We start from the raw sequence: 25,457 nt of genomic DNA on the forward strand, positions 1-25,457 counted from the left end.
CATGAAGTTCAAAAAACAGTTACAAGGATTTTCACTTATCGAATTGATGATAGTAGTGGCTATCGTCGGTATAATCGCGGCCATTGCCTATCCGTCCTATCAGGGGGTTATTGCTGATGGATACCGCGGTACAGGTCAGGCTGATTTGTTAGGCTTAGCGTCCGCGATGGAGCGTCATCATAGCGGTTCTTTTAGCTACAAAGGTGCAGGCGCAAGCGGAGGCGATACAGGAGCGCCTTCTATTTTTGCAACACACTCCCCCTCATCAGAGCCCGCGGCTAATCGCCGTTATAATCTAACTATTCAATCTGCCGGCGTAACCGATTACGAATTGAGAGCGACCCCTGTATCGGGAACAGGTCAAGGGTCAGATGGTACCCTTTACTACTTCAGTGATGGTAGAAAAGGGTGGGACAAAAACAATAATGGCTCTCTTGAAACCGGTGAATATTGCTGGTCTTGTTAAAGCTTAACTGATGCAGCTTATTATTGCACCTTGGCGAATTATAACGCGCTAAGGTGTGATTGTCGGAATACCAAAAACGGCTATATCCTCCCAGCGTTGATCTAGGTTATCCTGCGTGTAGGTTAATCTAGCAGCATTTAACTGTTGTGTTTGTTCGTCTTGTGACTTTAACGTTGCCTGCCAAAGCACTCGTGTTTTAATTTCGCTTGAAAGTAGAAAAGCACTAGAGGTCATAAAAATCAAAAGCGCTATGAGCACCTCTATTAGCACTCCACCTTTATTCACAACACTAACGTTTGAGCTATCACTATTATCATCACGCGCGGTTTGAGGCTTTACTGACAATACGCTTCTGAAGTCTTTTTGTTGGGGCTTTTTAATTGTTGTCATACCAAGTTCCTGGAACAGGGATTATTTTCGCCATTTCAGAGCCCGCCTGCAAAGTACTAAGCACCTGCGCTGAAGGCATTAACACGCCATTAATCTGCGTTTGCAACTGAGTATTAGATACGAATGCGCCTTTAATTGAACTCGAATGTGCAAGGTGTAGTTCATGAGTAGAAGGGGTTGTGGAAAGAACGATGATCAGCCCAAAGAAATGAGTATTCGCACTTATAGTAAGATCGCCATCCATCACAATTAACAATACAGGGGCCGAACTCGATGTATGCGTTAGGTCGCTATGGGATAAAACGCAGTCACCATTTATCCAATAGACGGTGGCTTCCACCAAGTTGTAACAATGGGAAGCTGTCACACTGTTTGGAAAAAATGCGGCACTTAGTTCGGCTAAATTGCGATTAAACAACCAATTGGTTAGCTGGCCATCCCATGAAAATAGCTGAGCTACGGTGGGTAGCCTCAGAAGGGCAGGGTAACGAAGAAAATTCGCTTTATATTTAATGTTTTCTGCATTGTGAGAAACGCTTACTTCGTAGTTGGTCAGCGGCTGATGTCCAACCCCCGTAAGGCTTTCTTCGTATACTGTGGTTGATAGAAAAGGCTGATTTGTTGTGTTTAATGCCGTTAAAACACTTTCCGTTCGAAGGGCTGTCGCTACTTTTTTGAAGTGTTTTTTCAATTGCGAGTGAGAGCTCACCGTTTCTTGTCTGATTTTCTGTATGGCATAGTACTGCTGAACGTTTTGCGAGGTAATTATGGTAGTAAAAGTCACTACACTTAGGAGAATGGCAACAATCGCGAGGACCGCCATACCTTGTTGCTTCGCTTTTAAAAAGTAAGAGTTACACTTAACGTTTTGTGTGCATGCGGTGACGGGCTTCCATTTCACTATCTCTTTATCTTTCATTAACCGCCTCCACCACGAATGTTTTGTTTGTTACTACGTTTGGGTTTACCAAACTTTGTATGCTTAAATTGATTTCATAAGCCGCGCCCCAGCTACTTTTGTGTAATACGCTTACGGAAAATTGTGTCACTTCGACCGTATTTGGGTCGGTTAAGTCAAACCACCCCCCTTGCGTACAGGTTTTTCCTCCAACTCTGTACTCAATTGACTTATCGTTTAGTCGATATCCAAACATTTCGTCCTGCGCTGTAGCTATAATGCCGTTACGATTTCTGTCATAAGAAAACGTGATGCAGCTATTTGCTGTTTCACCAGCTCGGTGACCAAGGGCAACGTTCGCCATTGTATGAGGGGCATTGGCGAGAGTTAAAAATGGCGCAAGCGTGCTGCTATTTTCAATAAATCCAGCCCTGCTTAAATGCCGTGAAATAGTATCCTGCAGTGCACGGGCGTCTTCTTCTATTGCGGTTGCGTGTTGAATCGATGATAAACTAACGTGAGACTGCACGCTGTAGGTCGTTATAGCCGCTATCAGTATGCCTGTTAACGTGCAGGCCACCATGAGCTCTGTAATACTATAGCCGCCAATCTTATCTACACCTAAGCCGTTCAATGGCTTTGCGAGGGCTAGCATGCTGTGACGCCTGTAATGTGCTGTTCGCTACATAACTTCACGCGTCCCAGCGGGCTAACAGTGACTTTGGCGGAAAAATGATCGCTGGACAACTTAAATGTGGTGGCGCTGCCGAAATTAAGCGTACCCTGTTGATTGAAAGCTACAGTTTTGTCTTTTGCGTTTAACGTGGTTAGCTTTGAATTCCATTTTGCTGGAAGCTCCCAAAACGCGGCGTCATCTAGCGCACAGTTCTGGTATGTTGAACAGGTGCAGTTTTCATCGTCACTGATTATTACGCAATTCGCATTTTCAAATTTTGTGATTAGGTAAAAGGGCTTTTTTTGAGTAAGTGCATAAATACGTGCTTGCTTTGCTGAGTTGGCTAATTGCGACGCGAAATGTTTAAAATCGTTTCGTTCTAGCCACGTTTGAAATGACGGAACTGCGCTAACCGACAATATACTTGTAATACCTATCACGATAAGTAATTCAATAAGCGACATGCCTGAAGCGCGCTTGTACCTATTGTTTTCTCTTTTTTCATTTCTTTGTTCAAAAAAAGCCATGCGTAAGTCCAGTAATAGTGACAGTGCTAAATTGATAGGCTTAATGTACTGAAAAACTTAACGAGAGAAAGCTGTACCATGGAAGGGAATGGCATTGGGTTAAACAATCGAATAACTAAGGCAGGAACTACGCTGGTTGAGGTATTAGCTGTGCTGGCTATAGTTAGTGTATTAAGTGTAGCAACTACAACAGCGATGATTTCAATCTGGCAATTAAGCCAAGTAAATCAAGTTAAAGCGTACTTGTTATCAATACAGTCAATACAGTCGAGAAGTTGGTTAGAGTCAGGTGTCTACCTACCGATAACCTCACTGCCTCAAGCCAATATCGACAAAGTCAACATTACACAAACGATGAGTCAAAGTGGTGAATATGAAGTGGCAGCTACGCTATTTTTTAAAAAGCAAAATGACAGTTGTAGGGTTTTAAAAATTAGTGAAACCTCGTTGGCCCCGAAAGAATGCTGGTAATAGAGTAATCAGCCCAGTTTATCAGCTGCGTATACTAACTTCGGTTGGTAAGTGCAGGAATTAACTGCGGCTATTAACTACAAGTTAGCGCATCGCCATCTAAGTCTTCTTTTTTACCATCGCCGTCACTGTCTACAGCTACTGAAATTCGTCCGTATAGCGAAAGTAACAAGGCAGAGGCATAGTCGGTATCGTTATCCTTTGGGCACAAGGTAATTGTTGCTGCCGTATCGATTGCACCTTGCTCATCAAAAGTTAAGCTTCCTGTTACTCCGTAGATAGTATTTGCCGAGTTCAGCGGATCGCTTGCGACAATAAGCGCCTCGGTATTGTCGCGACTACCGTTGCCGTTGGCATCAACAAATACCATTTTTGCTTTTTTCCAGCTGCTGGTGCAGGCAGTGTAATTTTCTGTTGGACACAAAACCACACTAGCTTGCTCATCTACCGCGGTGAACCTAGCCCGCTGCACTACGGCACTTAAATTATTTATATCTGAAGTGATTCTATTTTTGATAAGAACGCTTTGAATACTGGGCGCGACAGTAGTAAGAATAATCGCCAGCACAGCAACGGCGACCAACATTTCCAGCAGTGTAAGACCTTTTTGATTAACAAAGGCTTTTGGGTATTTTTTCAATCTTGTTCTTGTCATTTTGAGACTGCTATTTTCCCGAACTTTTTTAAATCTTCATTAATGAGTTACGCCATACAAACCGCAGGTAAAGCGATTGCTTTTAGGTTGTCTGAGCTTCTGGGGCTTGCCTTGAGCAAAAACCTTATTCACCTACAATTTATTCTTTTATTCTATCTTCGATGTAATGATACTACGCCATAAATATGCATTACTCGCCTATTTTTTAGGGTAAACTAAAATACAGTGGCAAAGGTATGTTTTACCGTGATATCGCATAGTTGACCATACGCCTTACGGTTAACTATTTCGCACAACCGATGCCTACGCTCAAAAACAATAAAATAAACATCCGATGCGCTTTCTTTTGTACAGTAAGCGCACGGTAAATCAAATAGATGCGAGGATACCACTAACATCTGAAGTGATATTGTCGTAGAATCGAGCTCCAGGACGCCTCAAAAATACGTGGATATTACAATGCAAAAACAAGCAGTTATTGATGAAATGAAAGTGCTGCCTGAAATTGACGTCGAATATGAAGTTGCACGTCGAGTATCTTTTATCAAAAAGCAGTTGCTTACCTCAGGTTTGAATTCGCTGGTATTAGGTATTAGTGGGGGAATTGATTCATGTACTTTGGGTCGGTTAGCACAGTTAGCAGTGAACGAGCTAAATGATGAACATCATGAAAACTATCAGTTCATTGCGGTTCGCTTACCTTATGAGACTCAAGCTGACGAAGAAGATGCGCAAAAATCTATTGATTTTATTCAGCCCTCCCATTCGCTAGCGGTGAACGTTAAACCAGGCGCAGACGCAATTCACGCCTCTACTTCACAAGCGCTTGCTAATGCCAACCTTCTTCCTGAAAGCGAAGCGAAGCAGGACTTCGTTAAAGGCAATGTCAAAGCGCGTACCCGTATGGTTATTCAGTATGAAATTGCGGGAATGGTTGATGGACTTGTTCTAGGTACAGACCATTCGGCTGAAAATATTACAGGGTTTTATACTAAGTACGGTGACGGAGCGTGCGATTTAGCGCCTTTATTTGGTCTAAGCAAGCGCCAAGTGCGTGCAGTAGCAGCCCATTTAGGTGCACCGCATAATGTAATCACCAAAGCCCCAACCGCTGATTTAGAAAGCCTGTCGCCACAAAAAGCTGACGAGCAAGCGCTAGGCATGTCTTACGACCAAATCGATGACTTTTTGGAAGGCAAGCCGGTTTCTGCAGAAGTGGAAGAGAAATTGCTCTATATTTATGAGCGTACGCAACACAAACGTGTACCAATTCCAACAATTTACGATGAGTTGTAGTCATGAAAAAAATTGAAGCTATCATTAAACCGTTCAAAATGGACGATGTTAGGGAAGCGCTAGCTGAAGTCGGTATCGCAGGGATGACAGTATCTGAAGTGAAGGGATTTGGCCGCCAAAAAGGTCATACTGAGCTTTATCGTGGTGCTGAATACCAAGTTGACTTCCTACCTAAAATCAAAATTGAGCTTGTGCTAGATGATGACCGCGTTGAACAAGCGGTAGAAGCCATTCAGTCATCTGCTAAAACGGGCAAAATAGGTGACGGAAAAATTTTCGTTTACAGCGTTGAAAGCGCTGTGCGTATTCGTACCGGCGAACAAAACGAAGACGCTATATAAATTAACCGTACTATTCGAAAATGAAAAAGGGAGCCAGCGGCTCCCTTTTTGATACGTTCAACACAATTTAGTGCTTATCTTCTGAACATTCGCCTGTTTTCGGATCGCAACAGCTGCTCTCTTCCTGATGCACATGACCGTGCTCAAGCTCTTCTTTCGTCGCTTCACGCACGTCCACAACCGTTACATCGAACGTCAACGGAATGCCTGCTAGCGGGTGGTTACCGTCAACAACAACTTCTTCGTCAGTTGTTTCGATAATGATCACAGATTGCTCACCCTGCGGGGTAGTGGCGCGGAAAGACATACCAACTTCAACGTCCATACCATCGAACATTGAGCGAGGTACGGTTTGAACGAGTTCATCAGAACGTTCACCGTAAGCCTTCTCAGGGTTTACAGAAACGTTGAAGCTGTCATCTTTTGATTTACCAATAAGTGCATCTTCTAGTCCTTCAATTAAGAAGCGACGACCTAAAAGTACAACTAGCGGCGATTTACCTTCTGAAGAGTCTAGCGTTGTGCCGTCTTCGGTAGATACGGTGTAGTGTAGCGTTACAACGCTGTCAGAAGTAATTGTCATAACAAATCCTATCTTGGCCCTATGATAAAAAAAGGGCAATAAATTTAATGCAGCAGTAAACTGCTTATCGACGTTTTTTCACAATATTGCTTGCTTGTTGCTCAATACTGTACGGCAAGCTATTAGGGTAACAGGTAATGGCGTTGTTATCAGCCAGTCTGTGTAAATCTTCGGTGGTAGTGTCGTTATTTAACACGGCAATAAACCAGGTTTCGTTATCGAGCGACGCAACATTCAATACTTTACCCGCTATACGCCAATTTTCACGTAATTGCTTTTCAAGGCTATCGCCAGGTTTGATATCTACTCGTTCTTCAAGTTTGAAGCTGTAGGCGGCACGTTTGTTCTTGCCCAAAAATCGTGTTCGCGCAACCACTTCTTGTCCCATGTAACAGCCTTTATCAAAGTCGATACCGTTAAGCGCCTGTACATTAATCATTTGTGGTACATATTCCGCCACCGCTTCACCCTGTACTAAGGCATGTACGCTTTCAATCTGAATGGCGTCAAACACAACGTGGGAATAACAAGCTACAGTTTTTGTTTCAATTAACGTGTTTAATTGCTTTGTGCCGGTTTCATCTAAAAGAACAACAATGCCTTTGCGAGTAGTGTTGGCGACAAATGCCACGCCATGCTCGCTTTCTATTTTCGGCAGCATAACTTTATCTGCGGTATCGCCCTCAACAAGTTGTGCGACTTCATCGCTTGAAAACAGTTGTCCTAAAAGGGCGTTTACCTCATCAGACTTTGCAGCATCGAGTGAAATGAAGTAAGCGCTGTAAGCCTGCGAGTCGTCAACGATATCGACCTTAGAAAACACGCCATACTTATTTAGCTGGGCTAACGAATGGCTGCCCGCATCATCATTTGTCAGCATCAATAACTTGCTTAAGTGTCGGGTCACGTACCCCGTAGACCACGTCTTGCCTTTGTTGTCACAATGCGCAAAATGCCTGGCAGTGTTTTCGTCTAGCTTATTAATGTTGACCGTAATTTGCCCCTGAAGGTAACTGTCGGCCTGTTCTCCTTCCAAAGAAATTATCATGGTGTTTGAAAGCTCGACCATAAACTCTTGAGGAAGATTTTGTAATGCTGCGATAGATGTCATATTCACCACTGTAAAGTTCGCTGTATGTACTCAAGGTATGGTAAAAGTAGCAATATTCAAGGGTAATACGCACTAATGTGTACAGATTAAGTTCTATTTAGTTTGCCTATCAGACCAAAAGAGCAGTGATCCCCGGCCGCAGTGCATGGTATTATTGGTAGTGAATAAAAAACGGTATTAAAGACATATGTTTGAACCAAAAAGACTAGCCCGGTTAAAGTGGGCCTGCCGCAGAGGCATGCTAGAGTTAGATGTACTATTGCTTCCTTTTGTAGAAGAAGCCTTTGACTCACTAAGTTACGAAGACCAAGAAACATTTGAACGTTTACTTACCAGTGATGACCCGGATTTGTTTGCTTGGATAATGGGACATCAAAAGTGCGAAGATCCTAAATTAGCCGCCATGGTGGCGACTATTGTTAATCGTGTCAAAGTATAGAGTTAGCATAAAGCACAATAGATTTAGAAAAGTATTTGGGGAATTATGCGTGGCCGTTTGCCTTGTGGCAGCACTATGCAGCCTTCCTCAATACCTATGGTCTTGGCTGAGCTTCACCGCAGAATTAGTGTGCATAGCTGCCGTGGCTACGTTAATGATAGTCTGGCGTCTTTATGATGCGTTTAGTAACAATGTTTCTACTACTCAATATGCACTCTTGTTGACCAGCGATGGTATTATTCGCGCTATTGACGATAGTACGCTCCCTTTGGAACCAAGAAGCACGACCATGCCCAGTGTGTTAGCCGATGCTTTATCCGATGGCACATCGATGAAGATTCATCAGTCTTCCCAGTTATTTACTTGGGGAATGTGCATTAACGTATTGCGTCATAAACGGCATTGGTTTGAAAAAGGTCATAACCATTTGACGTGGGTCTTAAAAGGTGAGTGCTGTGAGGCAGACTACCGCAGGTTGGCAAGAGCCATTATTTTCGCAAGAAAAGCGACGCCTTAAAGGAATTTAACAGATGTTTCGTGAGTATACTAAAGCGTTATTCAAACGCGTTGACGCTAGGCAACTTATGCAGTTTAAGCCGCCTACGTTGCCGCAGCGCATATACACAAAAACGCTCAATGTCGATAACGTGCACTATGCTTCTTTTTGTCAAGAAGTCGATTGGCCGGCGAATGAGCATGCTCATCCTCTTTATTTGCAGATGCTTTCGTTACCGCTACAGATGCAATGCCTGCTAGACAAACAAAGCCCATTTCCTTTACTTGGTTTGATTCACGCTGCGAACAAAGTGTTTGTGCTAGAGCATTGTGATTTAAGCGAGCCATTTGAATGTCGCGTGCGCTTTCACGACGTGAGACCCCATAGCCGCGGGTGGGAAGTGGACGTTATGCTAGAAGCACGTCAGTCGGGCAATCTGGTCTATCGGGCCATAAGTAGCTATTTGGTGAAAGTTAAAGCCGTTCATGTTGCGCCACTTGGCCCAAAAAACGACCTAAGTGACGAATGTAACCTTGAAGATAGAGCGCTAATTGCTGAAATTAATGCATCGGCAAATACCGGACGACGCTACGCTAAGCTTTCGGGAGACTATAACCCTATTCACTTGTCTGCCATATCTGCCAAAGCCTTTGGGTTCAAACAGCCCATAGCACACGGAATGTGGACCTTATCTCGTGCGGTGTCAGCGTTTGTAAGTCACCAAGAAGACAGTCAATCCATAACCGTGAAAGAAGTAAATTGTCGCTTTAAAAAGCCTGTCTTCTTGCCTAACGACATTCATATTCAACAACACTGTAAAACGGATACTAGTGCGCTGTTAGACGTAACCGATAGTGACGATAGCCTTGTACATTTATCAGCGAGCGTGGCGTTTAATCAAGAAAAACTCTAAAAGGGTGATAGCCCTGAACTGAATATCAAATCCAGGGTTAAGAAAAGACATCTGAAAGAGTGAATGAGAGAGCATACAAATATGCTCTCTTTTTTTTGGCCGTTTTTAAATAGCACTGTTTGTTTGCAAGTGCTGTATTCTTAAAGCATCCGTTCGCTTGGGCAGGCGTTTTTAATTTAAACATAAGCCCTAAATTACATTAGCAAGCGTGTATCGCTATGTGTTAGTCGGCGCCAGAAAAGCTGTCTTGAGTAATTAATAAACCTACGTCAGAGCCCGACAATTGCTTTCTTGGAGTAAGAATCGTGGGAACTGGATTATCTAATTGTTCAGGGTGGTCCAGATTGAAATGTAGGCCTCTGCTTTCTTTGCGTTCCATCGCGCATCGCACAATGAGTTCTGCAACCGTAACAAGGTTTCGAAGCTCTAGCAGGTTATTGCTTACTCTAAAATGTGAGTAATACTCAGTAATTTCTTGCTCTAACAGTTTGATTCGGCGCATGGCCCGTTCAAGGCGCTTATCAGTGCGTACAATCCCTACGTAGTCCCACATAAATAGTCTAAGTTCGTGCCAGTTATGCTGAATGATAACTTCTTCATCTGAGTTTGATACCTGGCTTTCATCCCACGGCGCAATTGCCTCTTCACAGTCTGCCTTGTTAAGGTTTTTAATTATATCGTCTGCAGCGGCGCTTGCGAACACCACACATTCAAGCAAAGAGTTAGACGCCATACGATTAGCGCCGTGTAGACCTGTATAGGCAACTTCACCAATTGCGTACACATTATTTAAATCGGTTTTAGCATTGAAGTCGGTCATTACCCCGCCACAGCTATAATGCGCAGCAGGTACTACTGGAATAGGCTCACGGGTAATATCAATACCAAGAGAGCGGCACTTGCGATAAATATTAGGAAAGTGTTTAACGATAAAGTCAGCAGGCTTATGACTGATATCCAGATACATACAGTCAGCGCCTAAACGCTTCATTTCATAGTCAATAGCGCGGGCGACTACATCACGGGGCGCCAAGTCTCCTCGCTCATCAAATTTGTGCATAAAGCGGGTGCCATCGGCGTGGCAGAGGTTTGCGCCTTCCCCGCGTAGTGCTTCAGTAATTAAGAAATTACGAGCCTGCGGGTGGAATAAGCAGGTAGGGTGGAATTGGTTAAATTCCATGTTAGCTACACGGCAGCCAGCGCGCCATGCCATGGCGATCCCGTCACCACTTGATACATCAGGGTTAGAGGTATATTGATAAACTTTGCTGCCACCACCAGTGGCCAAGGCTACGAAAGGCGCGCGTATCACTTCCACGTGTTCTTGTTGCCTATTCCAAACGTAGGCACCTACAACACTGTTTTTCTTCTCTTTTGAAGGAATAAGGTCAATAGCATTGTAGCGCTCGAATACATGGATATTCGGATGTGTCGACACTGCGTCATTCAATGTAATTTGAAGTGCTTCACCTGTTGCGTCAGCGGCATGAAGAATTCGGCGATGACTGTGCCCACCTTCTCGGGTAAGGTGAAAGCGTTCCTCGCCGGACTCGCTTTTTTCTGTATCAAAGGGTACGCCATAGCCGATAAGCCATTCAAGAGATGCCTTTGCGCGCTCCGCAGTAAACCTAACGGCGGGCTCTTCACAAAGCCCAGCGCCTGCTGCTAACGTATCCGTTACGTGAGCGTCTATGGAGTCTTGTTCATCGAATACGGCTGCAATACCACCTTGTGCATAGCGGGTGGAGCCTTCATTGCGATCACTTTTACTAAGTACAATAACCTGACAATGGTCGGCAAGCTTTAGCGCCAAGCTTAATCCAGCCGCGCCACTCCCAATAATCAATACGTCACAACGGTGTTCTATTGCATTTGAAGTGGAAGTTAGTGAAGACGATACAGATTTCATGTATTTTTATATCAATTCAAACGAGCAAAGGTTCGGCAAGTCTAAAGGATGAGTAGCAAAACACAATCATTCTTGCCTGCTGACCTAAGCATTTTTTTAAAAATTTAATGCTTTTACAGAACTTTTGTAAAAAGAGCGCGTCTATACACATGCTTGTTAGAGCTATTGTGTAGTTGAAGTAGGGAGTAATGGCTCGAATGAGCGAGCAGATAACCGACCAACAACTGGTCGAAAAAGTACAGCGTGGCGATAAAAATGCATTTAACTTATTGGTAACTCGTTACCAGCATAAAGTGATGCATCTCGTTTCTCGCTATGTAAAAAATACCGGTGACGTTGCTGATGTAACGCAAGAGGCGTTCATTAAAGCATACCGTGCCTTACCTAATTTTCGTGGCGACAGTGCCTTTTATACTTGGCTTTATCGCATTGCGGTTAATAGTGCCAAGAACTATCTTGTATCTCAAGGTCGCAAGCCGCCTGCAAGCGATGTCGATGCTGACGAAGCAGATTTTTACGAAGGTAGTGATGCATTAAAAGAGCAATCTACACCCGAGCGAAGCCTGTTATCTGAGGAAATTGAAGAAACCCTGTTTAAGGTAGTTGAGAAGCTGCCGGACGATTTGCGCATGGCGATTACGTTGCGCGAAATTGAAGGGTTGAGCTACGAAGAAATCGCAAATGTAATGTCGTGTCCTGTTGGTACGGTAAGATCCCGTATTTTTAGGGCTCGCGAGGCGATTGATAAAGTTATTCAACCGTTGTTAGAAAATTAAAAAGAAATAAAATCAAAAAAAGATGAACTTTCTTTTTTCCACGATGACTAACAGCTGTGTTAGGGTAGTTAACGATCACTTTGATCTGGAAATGAATATATGACGCAACAGCAAGAAAAATTGTCCGCATTCATGGATGGTGAGATAGAAGGCAATGAAATCATCGACGCTATCAAGCAAGATGAAGCGCTTCAAGCCAAATGGCAACGTTACCACGTGTATCGCGGTGCAATGCGAAAAGAGGCAAGCGTAGCCCCTCAGTTGGACATCACAGCCAGCGTAGCAGCTGCGCTTGAAAATGAACCGGCGATTGTCGCACCTAAACGCTCGCGTTGGCAGTCAATTCCACTAATTGGCAGTGTCGTTCCTTTTGCGAAGCAGTCAGGTCAGTTTGCAGTGGCTGCGTCTGTGGCGGTGGCAGTTATTTTTGGTGTTCAATATACCAACCAGGAAGCGCCAACCGAGCCATTTATGACAGCGCCAACGATTGCACCCCAAGGCGGATTATCTCCAGTGAGTTTGGAGCAAACCCGAACCTTACCGCGCAATGATATGAACGAAATGCTTGAGAAAAAGCGCAAAATAAATGCGCTAATTGCTGACCATGAGCAGCAAATAAAACTCAAGCAAGCGCAGGAAGAAGAGAGTGAAAACGAAACAAGTGGACCAGAGCGACCATAGATTTTCGTTGAGCTAGTCAAAATGAGGTGAAATGTGCCTTCGCTCTTAAGTGCGATGAAGATGCATTTCATATTTTAATCATACCAGCATATACTGCTGGTATGTTTGTTTTAAGGCGGGAATAATGCGCTGTAGTTCTATCCTTGCACTTTTTTTCATTTCGGGCGGGGCTATCAATCCCACGTTTTCTCATGCAACGGCACCCAGCGAAGTGGCGAGTTCTTCTGGTGCAAGAGTTCAAGCACATAGTGTTAGCGATGCTAAATCAGAAGACAGTTCCGATACCGGCACAAACGTTTCCCAAGGGGAGGGTGTTAAGCAAGGAGAAGGACTTCAAAGGCAAACTGAACAAAGTCGCAACGAGGATGCTTCTCCCACGCCACAGCTTCAGTCAGCGAATCAGTGGCTGGCCGAACTACAAAACATTATTACCAACGCCAATTTCCAAGTGTCTTTTGTGCAGACTGTCGCAGGAAAGGAAACGGTTCCTTACCTGTGGCGTCATGGGATAATGGAGGATGGTTCTGAACTAGAGCAATTAAATCTTCAAAATGGGCCTGGTCGCGAGCTTATTCGCGTTAATGATGTAGTGAGCGTATTTGAACCCGACGTTCAACCTTACAGCCTACGGTCAAAGCATATAAATGGTCCAATACCTAGTGCATTGCTCTACCATCCAGAACAACTCAGTTCAGCCTATGAGTTTGTCGCTGTTGGAAGAGCGCGGGTGGCAGGGCGTTCAGCACAGCAAATTCGTATTGTCAGCCGAGATAACACACGGTTTGGCTATCAACTATGGCTCGATGAATCCTCTGGTATGTTGCTGAAGCTTAATATGCTTGATTTGCAAGGGGCGTTATTAGAGCAAATTCAAGTTACCGCCTTTGCCATATCGCCTGAACCTGCGGAATATTTCTCGCGAATAAACTCAGCATCATTACCAGCGCCTATGGCTTTGAGTAATACCCCAAGCCGAGCACACAAATGGGATGTCACATATTTGCCGTCGGGCATGCGAGAAATAAAGCAAGATACAAGACGCTTAGCATTAACAGGGCAGGTCGTAGAATATAAACTCTTTTCGGATGGCCTAGTGGACGTATCTGTTTATGTTCAGCCAGCCGAAGATGCGCTCGGCGAAACCCTTGCGTTACGAAACGAAGTCAGCACCTTTTTAACGCTGACCGACGGGAAAGCCCAAGTGACGGTAGTAGGGGAAATTCCACTACAGACTGCTAATGCTATTGCTACGTCTTTACGACCTGTTGCCAATGCAGGGCAATAGAGAGCTAAGGTTTAGCTGCACTTAAACACGGTAATAAAGAGCAAATATGATTAAAGAAACCGCCACTGTGGTTGCCGTTGATGGAGATACGGTAACAGTTGAAGCGGCAATTAAGTCCACCTGTAATGCATGCCAGGCACAAAGTGATTGTGGTACCGGTGTCATTTCTCGTGCTATTGCACCTAAGACTCAGCAATTAACGCTACGTACACCTATGCCAGTTCGGGTCGGTCAGCAGGTGACTGTGGGCATACCCGAAGCGGGTATTTTAAGTGCTTCGGCTTTCTTATATTTGTTACCGCTTATTGTTTTTATTGGCGCGTATTCAGTTTTTATATCACTGCTTAGCTCCACAAGTTTTAGCCATGAATTATGGGCACTGGGTCCAAGCGCTTTGGCGACTTTCCTGACTTACAAGCTCATTGCTTACAAGTTACAGCGAGTTGAGCGCACGAAATATCAACCCGTTTTATTAGGCCAGTAAGGCCTAAACTGAGCGAAGCACCTGCTCATAAGTAGGTTTAGCTCTTTTTATTTGCTCATATACGCTGTAGAGCCCCAAATTAGCAGTGCTTTACATGCTTCAAATTTCAAGGCAGGCGGGTAAAGCCACGCCAAGTTGCCACTTTTATACGCTTTGCGTGCATGGGTATTAAAATTTCCGCCATGCCAATTCGCTTTTCGTGCCAGAAATGGGTAAAATCCGCTCGCGCTGCGTATAAGCCTGAACCCAAGGCAAGCAGCATATTTTGTTTAATGAATTTTTCTGCAGGTAATTTCCAGCATTATGCAACAATCGCACATTCGTAACTTCAGTATTATCGCCCACATTGACCACGGTAAGTCTACGCTGTCAGACCGTCTAATTCAGCACTGTGGAGGGCTAACCGATCGCGAAATGGCCGAGCAGGTTCTCGACTCAATGGACTTGGAAAAAGAGCGCGGTATTACCATTAAAGCGCAAAGCGTGACACTGAACTATGAAGCGCGCGACGGTGAAACCTATCAGCTAAACTTCATTGATACGCCAGGACACGTTGACTTCACTTACGAGGTGTCTCGTTCATTGGCTGCGTGTGAAGGTGCACTACTTGTCGTTGATGCCGGTCAGGGCGTTGAAGCACAGACGCTAGCAAACTGCTATACCGCTATCGAGATGGATATGGAAGTGGTACCTGTGTTGAATAAGATCGACTTGCCGCAGGCTGAACCAGACCGTGTTGCAGAAGAAATTGAAGACATTGTCGGTATTGATGCACTTGACGCTGTGCGCTGCTCAGCGAAAACAGGTATTGGTATTGAGGATGTGCTTGAAGTTATCGTAAACAAGATCCCTCCACCAGAAGGCGATCGTGAAGCGCCACTTAAAGCATTGATTATCGATTCGTGGTTTGACAATTACCAAGGTGTTGTTTCATTGGTAAGAATCGTGGAAGGTCAGCTTAGCAAGAAAGACAAAATCCAGATAATGTCTAACGGACAAACTCACCAGGTGGATAAAATTGGTGTGTTTACACCTAAACCACTAGATACGGGTACGTTAAGAGCTGGTGAAGTAGGTTTTATCATAGCTGGTATTAAAGACATTCAAGGCGCACCAGTAGGTGATACCATTACTTTGGCTCGCGAGCCAGCTGAAGCTATGCTGCCGGGCTTTAAAAAGGTTAAACCTCAGGTTTATGCCGGTATTTTCCCGATAAGCTCAGATGACTACGAAGACTTCCGCGATGCCCTTGCTAAACTAAGTCTGAACGACGCTTCACTATTCTATGAGCCAGAAAGCTCAGCAGCGCTTGGTTTTGGTTTTCGTATTGGATTCCTTGGCATGCTGCACATGGAAATCATTCAAGAGCGTTTAGAACGTGAATATGACCTTGGTCTTATCACTACAGCACCTACAGTAATTTACGAAGTTGAAACAACCAAGGGCGAAACCCTTACCGTAGATAGCCCAGCTAAACTGCCGCCAGTGAACGATATCGCTGAAATTCGTGAGCCTATGGTTGAAGCTAACATTCTTGTTCCTCAAGAGTACTTAGGCAACGTAATTACACTTTGTGTTGAAAAGCGTGGCATGCAAACCAACATGACATACCACGGCAAGCAAGTGGCGGTAACCTACGAACTGCCAATGGCAGAAGTGGTACTTGATTTCTTTGACCGTTTGAAATCTACCAGCCGTGGCTTTGCGTCGCTTGATTACAACTTCAAGCGTTTCCAAAGCTCAGATATGGTACGCGTAGATATTCTGATTAATGGCGAGCGTGTGGATGCACTTGCAGTAATCACTCACAGAGAAAACTCTCAGGGACGTGGTCGTGAATTGGTAGAGAAGCTTCGCGAGCTTATCCCACGCCAAATGTTCGATATCGCTATCCAGGCGGCTATCGGTAACCATATTGTTGCAAGAAGTACGGTGAAGCAGCTGCGCAAAAACGTAATCGCGAAATGTTACGGTGGTGACGTAAGCCGTAAGAAGAAGCTACTTCAAAAGCAAAAAGAAGGTAAAAAGCGAATGAAGCAAGTGGGTAATGTTGAATTGCCACAAGATGCGTTCCTTGCAGTACTTAAGGTGGGCAAATAATGGCAAATTATTTCTCCTTAATTTTGGTGGCACTCACCTTAATAACAGGACTAGTCTGGCTAGTGGATAGCCTAGTGTTTGCGCCAAAGCGAAAAGCGCGTTTACAGGCTGCAGCGACTGCAGAGGGTGCGGGCTATGGAGAAGACCCTCAGCTTCCGTACTTGGTCGACACTTCACAACAGATATTCCCTGTTATAGCTTTCGTTTTGGTATTGCGCTCCTTTTTATATGAGCCTTTCCAAATTCCATCAGGTTCAATGATGCCTACGTTATTGGTGGGTGACTTCATTTTAGTTGAGAAGTTTGCGTACGGCGTAAAAGACCCTGTTTTCAGAAGCAAGTTAATTGAAACGGGTGTGCCAGAGCGCGGCGATGTGGTGGTTTTTAAATACCCTGAAGAACCGTCAATAGATTACATCAAGCGCGTAATCGGTTTACCGGGCGATACCGTGGTTTATCAAAATAAGCAGGTTTACATCAAACCTAAGTGTGAATCTGGTAGCAATTGTCCAAAGTTAAAAGCAGTGCCGTTAACGTTCCAAGAGCGCGGTGAGTTTGTACAAGACATGGCGCAACTTATGCGTTACACAGAAGATTTAGGCACAGTAGAGCATGATATTCTACGCCACCCCGTTCGCGAAATTTCACCGGTTAATTTCTACACTCAACCGGGAACCCGAAGTAACGAGTGGATAGTGCCAGAAGGTCAGTATTTCGTACTGGGCGATAACCGTGACAATAGCCGCGATAGCCGTTTCTGGGGTTTTGTTCCAGATGCAAACTTGGTTGGAAAAGCCGTTGCAATTTGGATTTCCTTTGAGTTTGAGCGCAGCCCTTCAGACTTTCTTCCTACGTGGGTTCCAACAGGTATTCGATTTGAGCGTGCAGGTGGCATTCATTAATGCAGGGAATTGATAAATATCGTCGTCTTTACAAGGCGATAGGCTACACATTTACCAATGAGGCGTTATTGGAACAAGCGCTCACTCACCGCAGTGCAGCCAAACAGCACAATGAGCGCTTAGAGTTTCTGGGCGACGCTATTTTAGGCATGATTGTGGGGGAAACACTGTTTAAGCGTTTTCCAACAGTACCTGAAGGCAAGCTTACCCGTATGCGCTCCACATTAGTTAAAGGCGAGACCTTGGCTGAACTCGCTAAAGAAGCCAGCGTGGGTGAATTACTCAACTTAGGGCCAGGTGAGCTTAAAAGTGGCGGTCATCGCAGAAGCTCGATTTTAGCTGACGCAGTTGAAGCTATCTTAGGTGCTATCTATCTCGATTCAGGTATGGATGAAGTGCGTGGCGTTATCGACCGTTTGTGGGAGACTCGCATAAACATGCTCGACCCTAACGCCCACCCTAAAGACAGTAAAACACGTCTTCAGGAATTCCTGCAAGGTCGCAAGCAGCCATTGCCAACGTACGAGGTGCTGTCTATTTCCGGTAAAGACCATGCGCAAACTTTCGAAGTAAGCTGCAAAGTAGAAAGTCTACCAAAGGCAGTCGTGGCGTCTGGCAATAGCCGTCGTAAAGCAGAACAAGAAGCTGCTCGTTTAACATTGGAGAAGCTTGATGACAACGCATGATGAGTCAAATTTGCCTGAAATGCCAGAGATGCCAAATATACAAACTCGCTGTGGCTTAGTAGCCATAGTCGGGCGCCCTAACGTGGGCAAGTCAACGCTACTTAACCGTTTGCTGGGTCAAAAAGTAAGTATTACCTCACGTAAGCCTCAAACCACCCGTCACCGTATTCTAGGTATAGATACTGACGGCGACTATCAGGCGATTTACGTTGATACACCAGGGCTTCACCAAGACGAAAAACGCGCGATTAATCGCTACATGAACCGCGCCGCGTCTAGCTCATTAGCTGAAGTTGGCCTTGTGCTGTTTGTCGTGGAAGGTGATCGCTTTAATGCTGAAGATGAAATGGTATTAAGCAAAGTTAAGCAGGCAAACCTTCCTTGCTACCTCATCGTAAACAAAATGGATAAGGTTGAAGATAAAGAAAACTTTATGGTTCACCTACAAAAACTTGGTGAGAAACACCCATTTGAGCACATGATCCCTATCAGCGCTAAACAGGGTAAAATGGTAGACGATATTAGAGACTTAGTGGCTAAGTCGTTACCTAAGAGTGAATTTTTCTTCCCAGAAGATTATATCACTGACCGTTCAAGTCGCTTTATGGCTGCTGAAATCATCCGTGAAAAATTAATGCGCTTCACTGGCGATGAGTTGCCTTACTCTACTACGGTAGAAATTGAGCAGTTCAAAATGGCAGACAATGGTGTTTATCGTATTAGTGGCTTAATTTTGGTTGAGCGCGAAACGCAAAAACGCATGATCATCGGTAAAGGCGGTAAGCATTTGAAAACCATTGGCGAGCAAGCCCGTAAAGATATGGAAAACTTGTTCGACAATAAGGTGTTTTTGGAGCTTTGGGTTAAAGTGAAACAAGGCTGGGCAGACGATGAGCGTGCTTTGCGTTCACTAGGCTACGGTGACGACAGCAACTTTTAGCCTAAATCTTTGTTAGCATTAGTACGTTGAGCCTTGTTCTAATGCTAACTAGCGCTACATTCTCAAGTGCTCTTGGTAAACGTGAAGCCAGAAGCATTCGCGTAAAGGTATGCACAAACATCTACAATAAGCATTATTAATCATAGTAATCTCTTCTCAGGAGCGGTATATGGCAATTTCAGATATGCGCAGGCAGTACTCGAAAGGCAGTTTGAGTGAGGCAGATATTACTTCAAGTCCGTTTATTTTGTTCGATAAATGGCTGAAAGACGCTATTGATGCGGGTATACCCGATCCTACGGCGATGACGGTTGCCACCGTTGACGCTAATGGCCAACCTTCTCAACGCATCGTTTTGTTAAAAGATGTCAGTGAAAAAGGCTTTGTGTTTTTTACAAATCTTGGCAGTCGAAAAGCGCAAGAACTCTCGGTTAACCCAAAAGTATCCTGTCACTTCCCATGGTTCTTTATGGAGCGCCAAGTTCGCGTATGTGGCAGCGTTGAAAAGCTTTCTGTTTCAGAAAATGCAGCTTATTTCTTCTCTCGCCCTAAAGACAGTCAATTGGCGGCCTATGCGTCTAAACAAAGCAAGCCAATTGGCAGTAGAGAGCTTTTGCTTACCCAATTTAAGCAGTTAAAAGATAAGTTTGCGAACAAAGAACTACCTGTGCCGGACTTTTGGGGAGGCTTTCGTATTGTGCCTCATCAAATTGAATTTTGGCAGGGCGGAGAAGATAGGCTTCACGACCGTTTTGAGTATAACAAAACCGAAGATGGCGCATGGGCAACACAGCGCTTAATGCCTTAAAAGCTCATATTGAATGCATAGGGTAACTAGTCTTATACAATGGCTATACATTTTAAGCACTTAGTATTTGATTGAGCGTAAAGCGTAAAGCGAGCAACACCATGATTGATAGTCATTGCCACCTCGATTTACTTGCATCAAAAGTAGACCTTAATACTGCGCTGGAAAGTGCCAAAGCTGGAGGCCTCACTCGCATAATGGCACCAAGTATTAACCCACGTTCTTGGGGAGCAATTCAAGCGCTTAGTGAGCAGCACAGCAGCCTTTTGCCTATCGATACCGCGCTAGGTCTCCATCCTTATTTTTTGACCGATAGCAATCAAGATAATACAGGTTCTACCACTGACGTACCTGAGCAGGCAATTGATGAAAATCTCGAACAGCTTGAAGCGGCTGCTGCCACTCTGCATCCTTCGGTAAAAGCAGTGGGGGAAACCGGTATTGATGGGCACATTGATGTGTCATTGACGCTTCAAAAGAAAGTGCTAAACGCCCATTTGAAACTCGCTGATACAAAAGCGCTCCCTGTAATTTTGCATCACCGAAAAAGCCATCATTTGCTACTTGAAGCCTTAAAGCATGCTAAGTATCAAGGTGTTGGGGTAGTGCATGCTTTTTCGGGTAGTGTGGAGGCGGCCAAAGCCTATATTGAGCGAGGCTTTTACTTGGGAATAGGTGGCACGATAACCTATGAAAGAGCACAAAAAACGCGAGATACCCTTAAGTACCTGCTAGAGCACCACTTCGATAAAATACTGCTAGAGACTGATGCCCCAGATATGCCCATGTACGGCAGACAGGGAACCCCTAATAAACCACAGTATCTATCTGATGTGGTTGATGTAATACACAAGCTTTTCGCTATATCGCCTAAACAAACAATATCCATTACAACACAAAACTATTTTCGCTTGTTTAAAGCAGAATAGAATTGCGATCTCGTGTAAAAGTATCGTGGATACCTGCTTACGTATCTTTGTTCTTTCTCATAGATTCGATGGCTTGTATAAACCAAGGGCGAGATTTATAAAACGCCCGCGTCAGGTAAATGCCTAACATTAAAGCCAAAAACACCAAAATACACGCAATTAACGCCAATTGATAACGCAGGGCAAGGGGACTTTCTAAGATTGTCTGCGTATCCATATGAATGTTTACATAGCCTAATACATTATCATTGTTGTCGGTGATCACCCCGACATAGGTGAGCGGCGTCACACCTTGAGACTGGCTCATCGACACAACGCTTTCAATTTGAGGTAAAGGCGCAATGTACCTTCCGTCTTTATCAAACACTGATAGAGCAAGAATATGTGGCTCGTTCACTAAAACGGTGGCAACACTTTCAATGTAGTTTCGTTGGGCAAGGGTACTCGATAGTGAAGAGTCAGAACCTTCTTCGCTTGCTTGATTGGCTTCTTGCTCAGCTTCAAATGCGGGGCGAAGTAGTTTAGCGTACTGCCTTGCGATACTCTCCCCAGAAAAACGAGTTTGCACCGTTAGCCAATCACTTTGGTATTGCTGCAGCAAAAGTATCAATACAATCACCAGCGCAAATACCGTACTTACAATCAGCGTGTGAAATAGTCTTTTTAACGCTGTGTAAAGTGAGTGCGAATTGCTTTTTGATTGTGAAGGGGCTTTGCTCAGCACGTTTAACAATGCGTAATTCCATAATTGCTATGATTTGCCTAACAGTAGGGGAAATCTAAATAATTTTAAAGGGGATATTTTATTAGTTAGCCTAATTGGTTAGCATTAGCGCATCATTTGCCAATTACCACAGTCTCTGTGTGCGTTATGAAAGACATATTCACCATCGAAATCAATAATGACGATATTCATCTAGCTTCATACCTGGCAAACATTGTCAGCGCTGAGCACAATACGCAAGCGTATTCCCATACGCTAACTGTAATCGGACAAGCTATAACCCCTTATTTATTAAAAGGCGTATTAGATAAACTCAAAAACGTATTCTTGCCAGTAAGTGCTGCGTTTCATCATTTGCATCAGCAAATGGGAGATGATGCTATCGAAATAAGAGGGCAGGTAATTAACGCAAAGCCTGAGCAAATAAAGTCTTTACTTGGTGATGTCAGTGATGCTTACAACCTTGATGTTGGACTGCAAACCTCGCGGCCGTCTTTGTCTGAACCCGGACTGCTGGTTATGGATATGGACAGCACGGTTATTGCCATAGAATGTATTGATGAAATAGCAAAACTGGCGGGTGTGGGTGAACAGGTTGCCGAAGTGACCGCAAGAGCAATGCGTGGAGAAATTGCCTTTAACGATAGCTTAACGCATAGAGTGGCGTGTTTAGAAGGGGTACCCATTGACCACCTTAATCAAATCCGTGACAGCATCCCTATTATGCTTGGTATTCAGACTCTGCTTAAGCATTTAAAAGCGAATAACTGGAAACTCGCTATCGCATCGGGTGGCTTTACTTTCTTTGCTGACCACTTAAAAGCAAGGCTGGGACTGGACTATGCGATATCCAACACGCTTTCTGTAAAAGACGGGCACTTAACGGGAAAAGTGGAAGGCGAAATTATTAATGCTGATGTAAAAGCTCGCACGGTAAAAGCGCTGTCTGAAAAGTGGCAAATACCATCGAGCCAAACCGTTGCCATGGGCGATGGGGCGAACGACTTGGTGATGATGGCTGAATCAGCCTTAGGCGTTGCATGTCACGGCAAACCTCTAGTAAATGAGAAAGCGGACGTAGCCGTACGCATTGGTAGTCTGCACAGCCTTCTTTATTTCTTAGATAAATAGACGCTAAAGGAATTTGAAAGGAAACAGCTATTCCTGCTTTCCCACGCTTTGCTAGGAAACTTGCCAGCGCCTTTGGAGTGGGCAATTATCTGTGCGGACTGATATATAAGCGCCAGTTGTTAAAATAATTGGCGCTTAAACACATTTGAGATTTGTGCTTAGTTTTTCTAAGCGCAGACCTGAATATGTACGTTAAAATACTGCGTCTTACTTAAGCGTTGGTAACCATGGCTCTAGGTTGTACTGCACTTTTTAGCGTTTTATTCGCCGTAATGTCTTGCATAGTAAAGCCATATCTTATGAGAACCTCATCGGTGACATCGACAAGATGGGAACAGGCGGCAATACTCCACATTTTCTTTTCTAACTCACGAGCTCTGTGCATGGCGTACATGGTGACGTAGTTAATTTCTGTTTGCAGCATGGTCAAGTCAGGCTTGCCAGTTGTGGTTAGCATAACGTGTATAGCGACAAACTGACCGCGCACCATGGCTTCTCTGATAAATGCACGGCGTTGTTCATTGCTTTCAAACTTATGTGAGTAACGAGGAATGATCGCCATTCGCGGCTCTTTTTGAGACGCATCGAAAGATATGAATAGCTCTTGTCGCAAGGGCATATTCTCAAGCTTAACTGCTTTGATACCACTTTGTACGAAAGGAGAATCTTGCTTTCTATCTCTAAACAAAAACTCTAAATTTACTTTACCGCGTTCTGCGTATTGCGTGGTAAGGGTAGTGATGCGTTCGTCTTGTTTTCCAACAATACACGCCTGCGGAGTATAGCGAACACCTTCTTTACTCATGAGAAAAGATAAGGAGGTCGCGTTTCTTGCATTTATACAACGCAGAGCTTGCCCTATTCCCTCTACTTCTTCTTCATCGTTATCGACTTTAAGGTTGGCCTTGTTCTTTTTGATTAATTCTTCAAAAAAGTTGCGAGCACTTTTGCCCTCGTCGCCAGTTGCTGTCTTCAGGTGGAGGATATTCTTTTCGACATTATGATAAATAATTTCATACTGAAGGTGCATTACGTCGAAGTTGTTCGCTATTTCCTGAAGCCGAGGAAAGGCAACTTCTACTCTTCCTTCCAAACTACCTTTATAATCTTTTGCCAGCTCAACACGAAGACCTAATCCGTGAACTGAGATGTCTTCGCTGATGCCTCTATGGACCGTCGATTCGCCATTAAACCTTGCTTCAATTTGTGTCCTTAGCTGGTAACGGCTTTCAATGCGCTGCTCTTCGTACTTAAAACGGACAATATGAATGTTAGATGCTGCACGATTCCTTGGGTGGCCAAAGATCCTTAAATGCGCAAGGTTGTCGCGATTAAACTTAAGTTCGTTGTACGTCTCTTGCCCTGTTACTGAGGTCACGTCTGTAACATGAGCGAGATAACGCAGGTTTTTAAGTTTTGACATTAAACGAGCAGAAGGCGGTGTATTAAGCTTTTTAACTTTATTGCCAACGGAGTCTGGGATAGAAAGCGGAATATGCGCTTGTTCTGGGACCATGTCTGTCAGGGTTATTTTAAAAACTCGCCAACTCGCTTTTCTTGAGCCAAAACCCAAAAATACACGGGATAAGACCTCTTTTTGCAGTAACTCTTCATAAGAGGCTGAGTAAAAATAAACTTTATCTGTGTGCAAATGAGTAAAGCTGAAGACAAATATTTCACGAACTTCGTCAGATTTGTTTAGTAACCGAGTCAGTCTTTCTTGCGATAACAAGAAATTAAGACGACAGTTTTCCTCTTCGTCTTGCCAATACTGTACCGTTTCTCGGTTTACTTCATTTACCATCGCATAGCGTGGCACCAAAGTTTCGTTGACGACGTCGATAAAAACGGGAAGCGTAGGGCTACGAGGTGAAAAATACTGTTCACAGGTCTTACTGGTTATCGCTTCGATGGTGTTTGTCATATTTACTTTATAGCGGCGTTTATTGCCGTGTATGAAGCTTTCTAGGAACTTATCGAATGCTGGGCTTGGATGAGTCTTATCGCGCTGTAAAGCTAAATAGTTAACATCATTTTTCGTAATGATTTTTACTAGTTTGTAAGCAATGCCATTTTTCTTATCCATGGCAAACTCGTTTTCTAGCCCTCTGAAGTAAATGAAGAGCGTTTCGCCTTTTTTGAAAAAGGCGTCTTTAGACAATTTTATCTGAAGGCCTTCAAGAGAAATATCTACGCTTAAGCCTCGCATAGAGCGGTTCTCACTGTTAAATATTTCTACGGCAACCGCGAAGTTCATGCGCTCTGTATTGCGCTGCCTATAGTCGAGAAGGTTTACTGTGGGAACTTTAAATTGTTCTAAAACCGCAGAACGTTTTTTAACTTCGGGGTTTTCTTTATCTGCGCGCTCTTGAGCAAGCTCTTTTTCTCGCATTAGGCGGAAGTTATTCTCAGTATTTTGAACGGCCTCGTACACACCGTAAGTGTATCGACCAAATACGCGCAGTTGTTCTTCAAACTTATCAACAGCCACGTCATCCATGTAGTGGCTTCTACCTTCGTGCACATACTTTTTGCACTTTCCGTCGACATGGCCGCGCAAATCTATGGTACGCATGCAAGGTTTAGCTAAACGCTTTACTTCCATTTTAATTAGAAAGCGTTTTTCTTTTGGAACGTCAGAAGCAGTTTGAAGCAATACCTGGTTAAATTCAGGCTCATTAACCATAGGCTTTAGCTGTTCAATAATGTCAGCATATTGCTTTAAATCTTGACTCATGAATGCGCAACTTTGTTGTTTAGTATCATTATTTTAGTTGTTATCGGCAAATCAGCAAAACTCATTAACGTGTAAGTTTGTTTTATATTTTGGTTGTTTTTCT

Annotated in this window: 28 protein-coding genes; 18 read left to right on the forward strand and 10 right to left on the reverse strand. The window is 44.1% G+C overall.

What is annotated here, in order from left to right:
• Position 1 precedes the first annotated feature (1 nt).
• A complete protein-coding gene (locus tag ACXAGK_RS08085) occupies positions 2-466 on the forward strand; it encodes a type IV pilin protein (protein WP_474855496.1) in 465 nt (154 codons plus the stop codon).
• 48 nt (positions 467-514) lie between these two features.
• Here the strand turns inward: ACXAGK_RS08085 and ACXAGK_RS08090 are convergent, their stop codons facing one another.
• Genes ACXAGK_RS08090 through ACXAGK_RS08105 form a run of 4 tightly spaced genes read right to left on the reverse strand, consistent with a single transcriptional unit; the run spans position 515 to position 2,957 of the window.
• A complete protein-coding gene (locus ACXAGK_RS08090) occupies positions 515-856 on the reverse strand; it encodes a hypothetical protein (RefSeq protein ID WP_474855498.1) in 342 nt (113 codons plus the stop codon).
• Entirely contained in the window at positions 843-1,775 is a 933-nt protein-coding gene (locus tag ACXAGK_RS08095; protein ID WP_474855500.1) for a hypothetical protein, read from the reverse strand. The genes ACXAGK_RS08090 and ACXAGK_RS08095 overlap by 14 nt, the downstream gene beginning before the upstream one ends.
• The gene (locus tag ACXAGK_RS08100) at positions 1,765-2,409 is read right to left on the reverse strand and encodes a potassium:proton antiporter (RefSeq protein ID WP_474855501.1); all 645 of its coding nucleotides are present in this window, start codon (positions 2,407-2,409) and stop codon (positions 1,765-1,767) included. Before ACXAGK_RS08100 ends, ACXAGK_RS08095 begins: the two co-directional genes overlap by 11 nt.
• Positions 2,403-2,957, reverse strand: a complete 555-nt coding sequence (locus ACXAGK_RS08105) for a GspH/FimT family pseudopilin (RefSeq protein WP_474855503.1) — start codon at positions 2,955-2,957, stop codon at positions 2,403-2,405. The genes ACXAGK_RS08100 and ACXAGK_RS08105 overlap by 7 nt, the downstream gene beginning before the upstream one ends.
• Before the next feature lie 78 nt (positions 2,958-3,035).
• Here ACXAGK_RS08105 and ACXAGK_RS08110 point away from each other — a divergent pair, with 78 nt between their 5' ends.
• The gene (locus ACXAGK_RS08110) at positions 3,036-3,428 is read left to right on the forward strand and encodes a prepilin-type N-terminal cleavage/methylation domain-containing protein (RefSeq protein ID WP_474855505.1); all 393 of its coding nucleotides are present in this window, start codon (positions 3,036-3,038) and stop codon (positions 3,426-3,428) included.
• A gap of 73 nt (positions 3,429-3,501) precedes the next feature.
• On the opposite strand, the gene ACXAGK_RS08115 is transcribed toward ACXAGK_RS08110, so the two are convergent.
• Positions 3,502-4,083 (reverse strand): GspH/FimT family pseudopilin, encoded by a 582-nt coding sequence (locus tag ACXAGK_RS08115; protein ID WP_474855507.1) that lies wholly within the window; start codon positions 4,081-4,083, stop codon positions 3,502-3,504.
• Between the two features lie 459 nt (positions 4,084-4,542).
• On the opposite strand from ACXAGK_RS08115, the gene nadE reads away from it, so the two are divergent.
• Positions 4,543-5,379, forward strand: coding sequence for an ammonia-dependent NAD(+) synthetase (gene nadE / locus ACXAGK_RS08120; RefSeq protein ID WP_474855509.1), 837 nt, complete (start codon positions 4,543-4,545; stop codon positions 5,377-5,379).
• 2 nt (positions 5,380-5,381) lie between these two features.
• Positions 5,382-5,720, forward strand: a complete 339-nt coding sequence (locus tag ACXAGK_RS08125; protein ID WP_012517511.1) for a P-II family nitrogen regulator — start codon at positions 5,382-5,384, stop codon at positions 5,718-5,720.
• Positions 5,721-5,787: 67 nt separating this feature from the next.
• Here ACXAGK_RS08125 and ACXAGK_RS08130 read toward each other — a convergent pair whose 3' ends face one another.
• Together ACXAGK_RS08130 and ygfZ are read right to left on the reverse strand one after the other, a co-directional pair.
• Positions 5,788-6,303 (reverse strand): FKBP-type peptidyl-prolyl cis-trans isomerase, encoded by a 516-nt coding sequence (locus ACXAGK_RS08130; protein WP_118493376.1) that lies wholly within the window; start codon positions 6,301-6,303, stop codon positions 5,788-5,790.
• A 64-nt stretch (positions 6,304-6,367) separates the two neighbouring features.
• The gene (ygfZ, locus tag ACXAGK_RS08135) at positions 6,368-7,414 is read right to left on the reverse strand and encodes a CAF17-like 4Fe-4S cluster assembly/insertion protein YgfZ (protein WP_474855511.1); all 1,047 of its coding nucleotides are present in this window, start codon (positions 7,412-7,414) and stop codon (positions 6,368-6,370) included.
• Positions 7,415-7,601: 187 nt separating this feature from the next.
• Between ygfZ and ACXAGK_RS08140 the strand changes: the two genes are divergently transcribed.
• The 3 genes from ACXAGK_RS08140 to ACXAGK_RS08150 are packed head-to-tail and all read left to right on the forward strand — an operon-like array spanning position 7,602 to position 9,262.
• The gene (locus ACXAGK_RS08140; protein WP_474855513.1) at positions 7,602-7,853 is read left to right on the forward strand and encodes an FAD assembly factor SdhE; all 252 of its coding nucleotides are present in this window, start codon (positions 7,602-7,604) and stop codon (positions 7,851-7,853) included.
• A gap of 49 nt (positions 7,854-7,902) precedes the next feature.
• Entirely contained in the window at positions 7,903-8,370 is a 468-nt protein-coding gene (locus ACXAGK_RS08145) for a hypothetical protein (protein WP_474855515.1), read from the forward strand.
• Positions 8,371-8,383: 13 nt separating this feature from the next.
• A complete protein-coding gene (locus ACXAGK_RS08150; RefSeq protein WP_474855517.1) occupies positions 8,384-9,262 on the forward strand; it encodes a MaoC family dehydratase in 879 nt (292 codons plus the stop codon).
• Between the two features lie 223 nt (positions 9,263-9,485).
• Here ACXAGK_RS08150 and nadB read toward each other — a convergent pair whose 3' ends face one another.
• Positions 9,486-11,171 (reverse strand): L-aspartate oxidase, encoded by a 1,686-nt coding sequence (gene nadB / locus ACXAGK_RS08155; protein WP_474855519.1) that lies wholly within the window; start codon positions 11,169-11,171, stop codon positions 9,486-9,488.
• Positions 11,172-11,368: 197 nt separating this feature from the next.
• Between nadB and rpoE the strand changes: the two genes are divergently transcribed.
• From rpoE to ACXAGK_RS08205, 10 genes are all read left to right on the forward strand, one after another.
• Entirely contained in the window at positions 11,369-11,947 is a 579-nt protein-coding gene (rpoE, locus tag ACXAGK_RS08160) for an RNA polymerase sigma factor RpoE (protein WP_012518957.1), read from the forward strand.
• A 99-nt stretch (positions 11,948-12,046) separates the two neighbouring features.
• Positions 12,047-12,628, forward strand: a complete 582-nt coding sequence (locus ACXAGK_RS08165) for a sigma-E factor negative regulatory protein (protein WP_474855521.1) — start codon at positions 12,047-12,049, stop codon at positions 12,626-12,628.
• A gap of 124 nt (positions 12,629-12,752) precedes the next feature.
• A complete protein-coding gene (locus tag ACXAGK_RS08170; protein WP_474855522.1) occupies positions 12,753-13,913 on the forward strand; it encodes a MucB/RseB C-terminal domain-containing protein in 1,161 nt (386 codons plus the stop codon).
• Positions 13,914-13,959: 46 nt separating this feature from the next.
• Positions 13,960-14,397, forward strand: a complete 438-nt coding sequence (locus ACXAGK_RS08175; protein WP_474805809.1) for a SoxR reducing system RseC family protein — start codon at positions 13,960-13,962, stop codon at positions 14,395-14,397.
• Between the two features lie 303 nt (positions 14,398-14,700).
• On the forward strand, positions 14,701-16,497 hold the full coding sequence (gene lepA, locus ACXAGK_RS08180) for a translation elongation factor 4 (protein ID WP_179984001.1): 1,797 nt from the start codon (positions 14,701-14,703) through the stop codon (positions 16,495-16,497).
• Complete coding sequence (lepB, locus tag ACXAGK_RS08185; RefSeq protein ID WP_179984000.1) at positions 16,497-17,399, forward strand: signal peptidase I; 903 nt, start codon at positions 16,497-16,499, stop codon at positions 17,397-17,399. Before lepA ends, lepB begins: the two co-directional genes overlap by 1 nt.
• A complete protein-coding gene (gene rnc / locus ACXAGK_RS08190; protein ID WP_474855525.1) occupies positions 17,399-18,085 on the forward strand; it encodes a ribonuclease III in 687 nt (228 codons plus the stop codon). The genes lepB and rnc overlap by 1 nt, the downstream gene beginning before the upstream one ends.
• A gap of 28 nt (positions 18,086-18,113) precedes the next feature.
• Positions 18,114-19,025 (forward strand): GTPase Era, encoded by a 912-nt coding sequence (gene era / locus ACXAGK_RS08195; protein ID WP_474855610.1) that lies wholly within the window; start codon positions 18,114-18,116, stop codon positions 19,023-19,025.
• 169 nt (positions 19,026-19,194) lie between these two features.
• Complete coding sequence (pdxH, locus tag ACXAGK_RS08200) at positions 19,195-19,833, forward strand: pyridoxamine 5'-phosphate oxidase (protein WP_474855527.1); 639 nt, start codon at positions 19,195-19,197, stop codon at positions 19,831-19,833.
• A 101-nt stretch (positions 19,834-19,934) separates the two neighbouring features.
• On the forward strand, positions 19,935-20,762 hold the full coding sequence (locus ACXAGK_RS08205; protein ID WP_474855529.1) for a TatD family hydrolase: 828 nt from the start codon (positions 19,935-19,937) through the stop codon (positions 20,760-20,762).
• A gap of 37 nt (positions 20,763-20,799) precedes the next feature.
• On the opposite strand, the gene ACXAGK_RS08210 is transcribed toward ACXAGK_RS08205, so the two are convergent.
• Complete coding sequence (locus ACXAGK_RS08210; protein ID WP_474855531.1) at positions 20,800-21,381, reverse strand: hypothetical protein; 582 nt, start codon at positions 21,379-21,381, stop codon at positions 20,800-20,802.
• Positions 21,382-21,633: 252 nt separating this feature from the next.
• On the opposite strand from ACXAGK_RS08210, the gene serB reads away from it, so the two are divergent.
• Positions 21,634-22,617: a phosphoserine phosphatase SerB gene (gene serB / locus ACXAGK_RS08215; RefSeq protein WP_474855533.1), complete on the forward strand. Its 984-nt coding sequence runs from the start codon at positions 21,634-21,636 to the stop codon at positions 22,615-22,617.
• A 211-nt stretch (positions 22,618-22,828) separates the two neighbouring features.
• On the opposite strand, the gene ACXAGK_RS08220 is transcribed toward serB, so the two are convergent.
• Positions 22,829-25,354, reverse strand: a complete 2,526-nt coding sequence (locus ACXAGK_RS08220) for a PilZ domain-containing protein (RefSeq protein WP_474855534.1) — start codon at positions 25,352-25,354, stop codon at positions 22,829-22,831.
• Between the last annotated feature and the right edge of the window lie 103 nt (positions 25,355-25,457).

It is taken from the genome of Alteromonas sp. ABM1_013, from assembly GCF_056160505.1.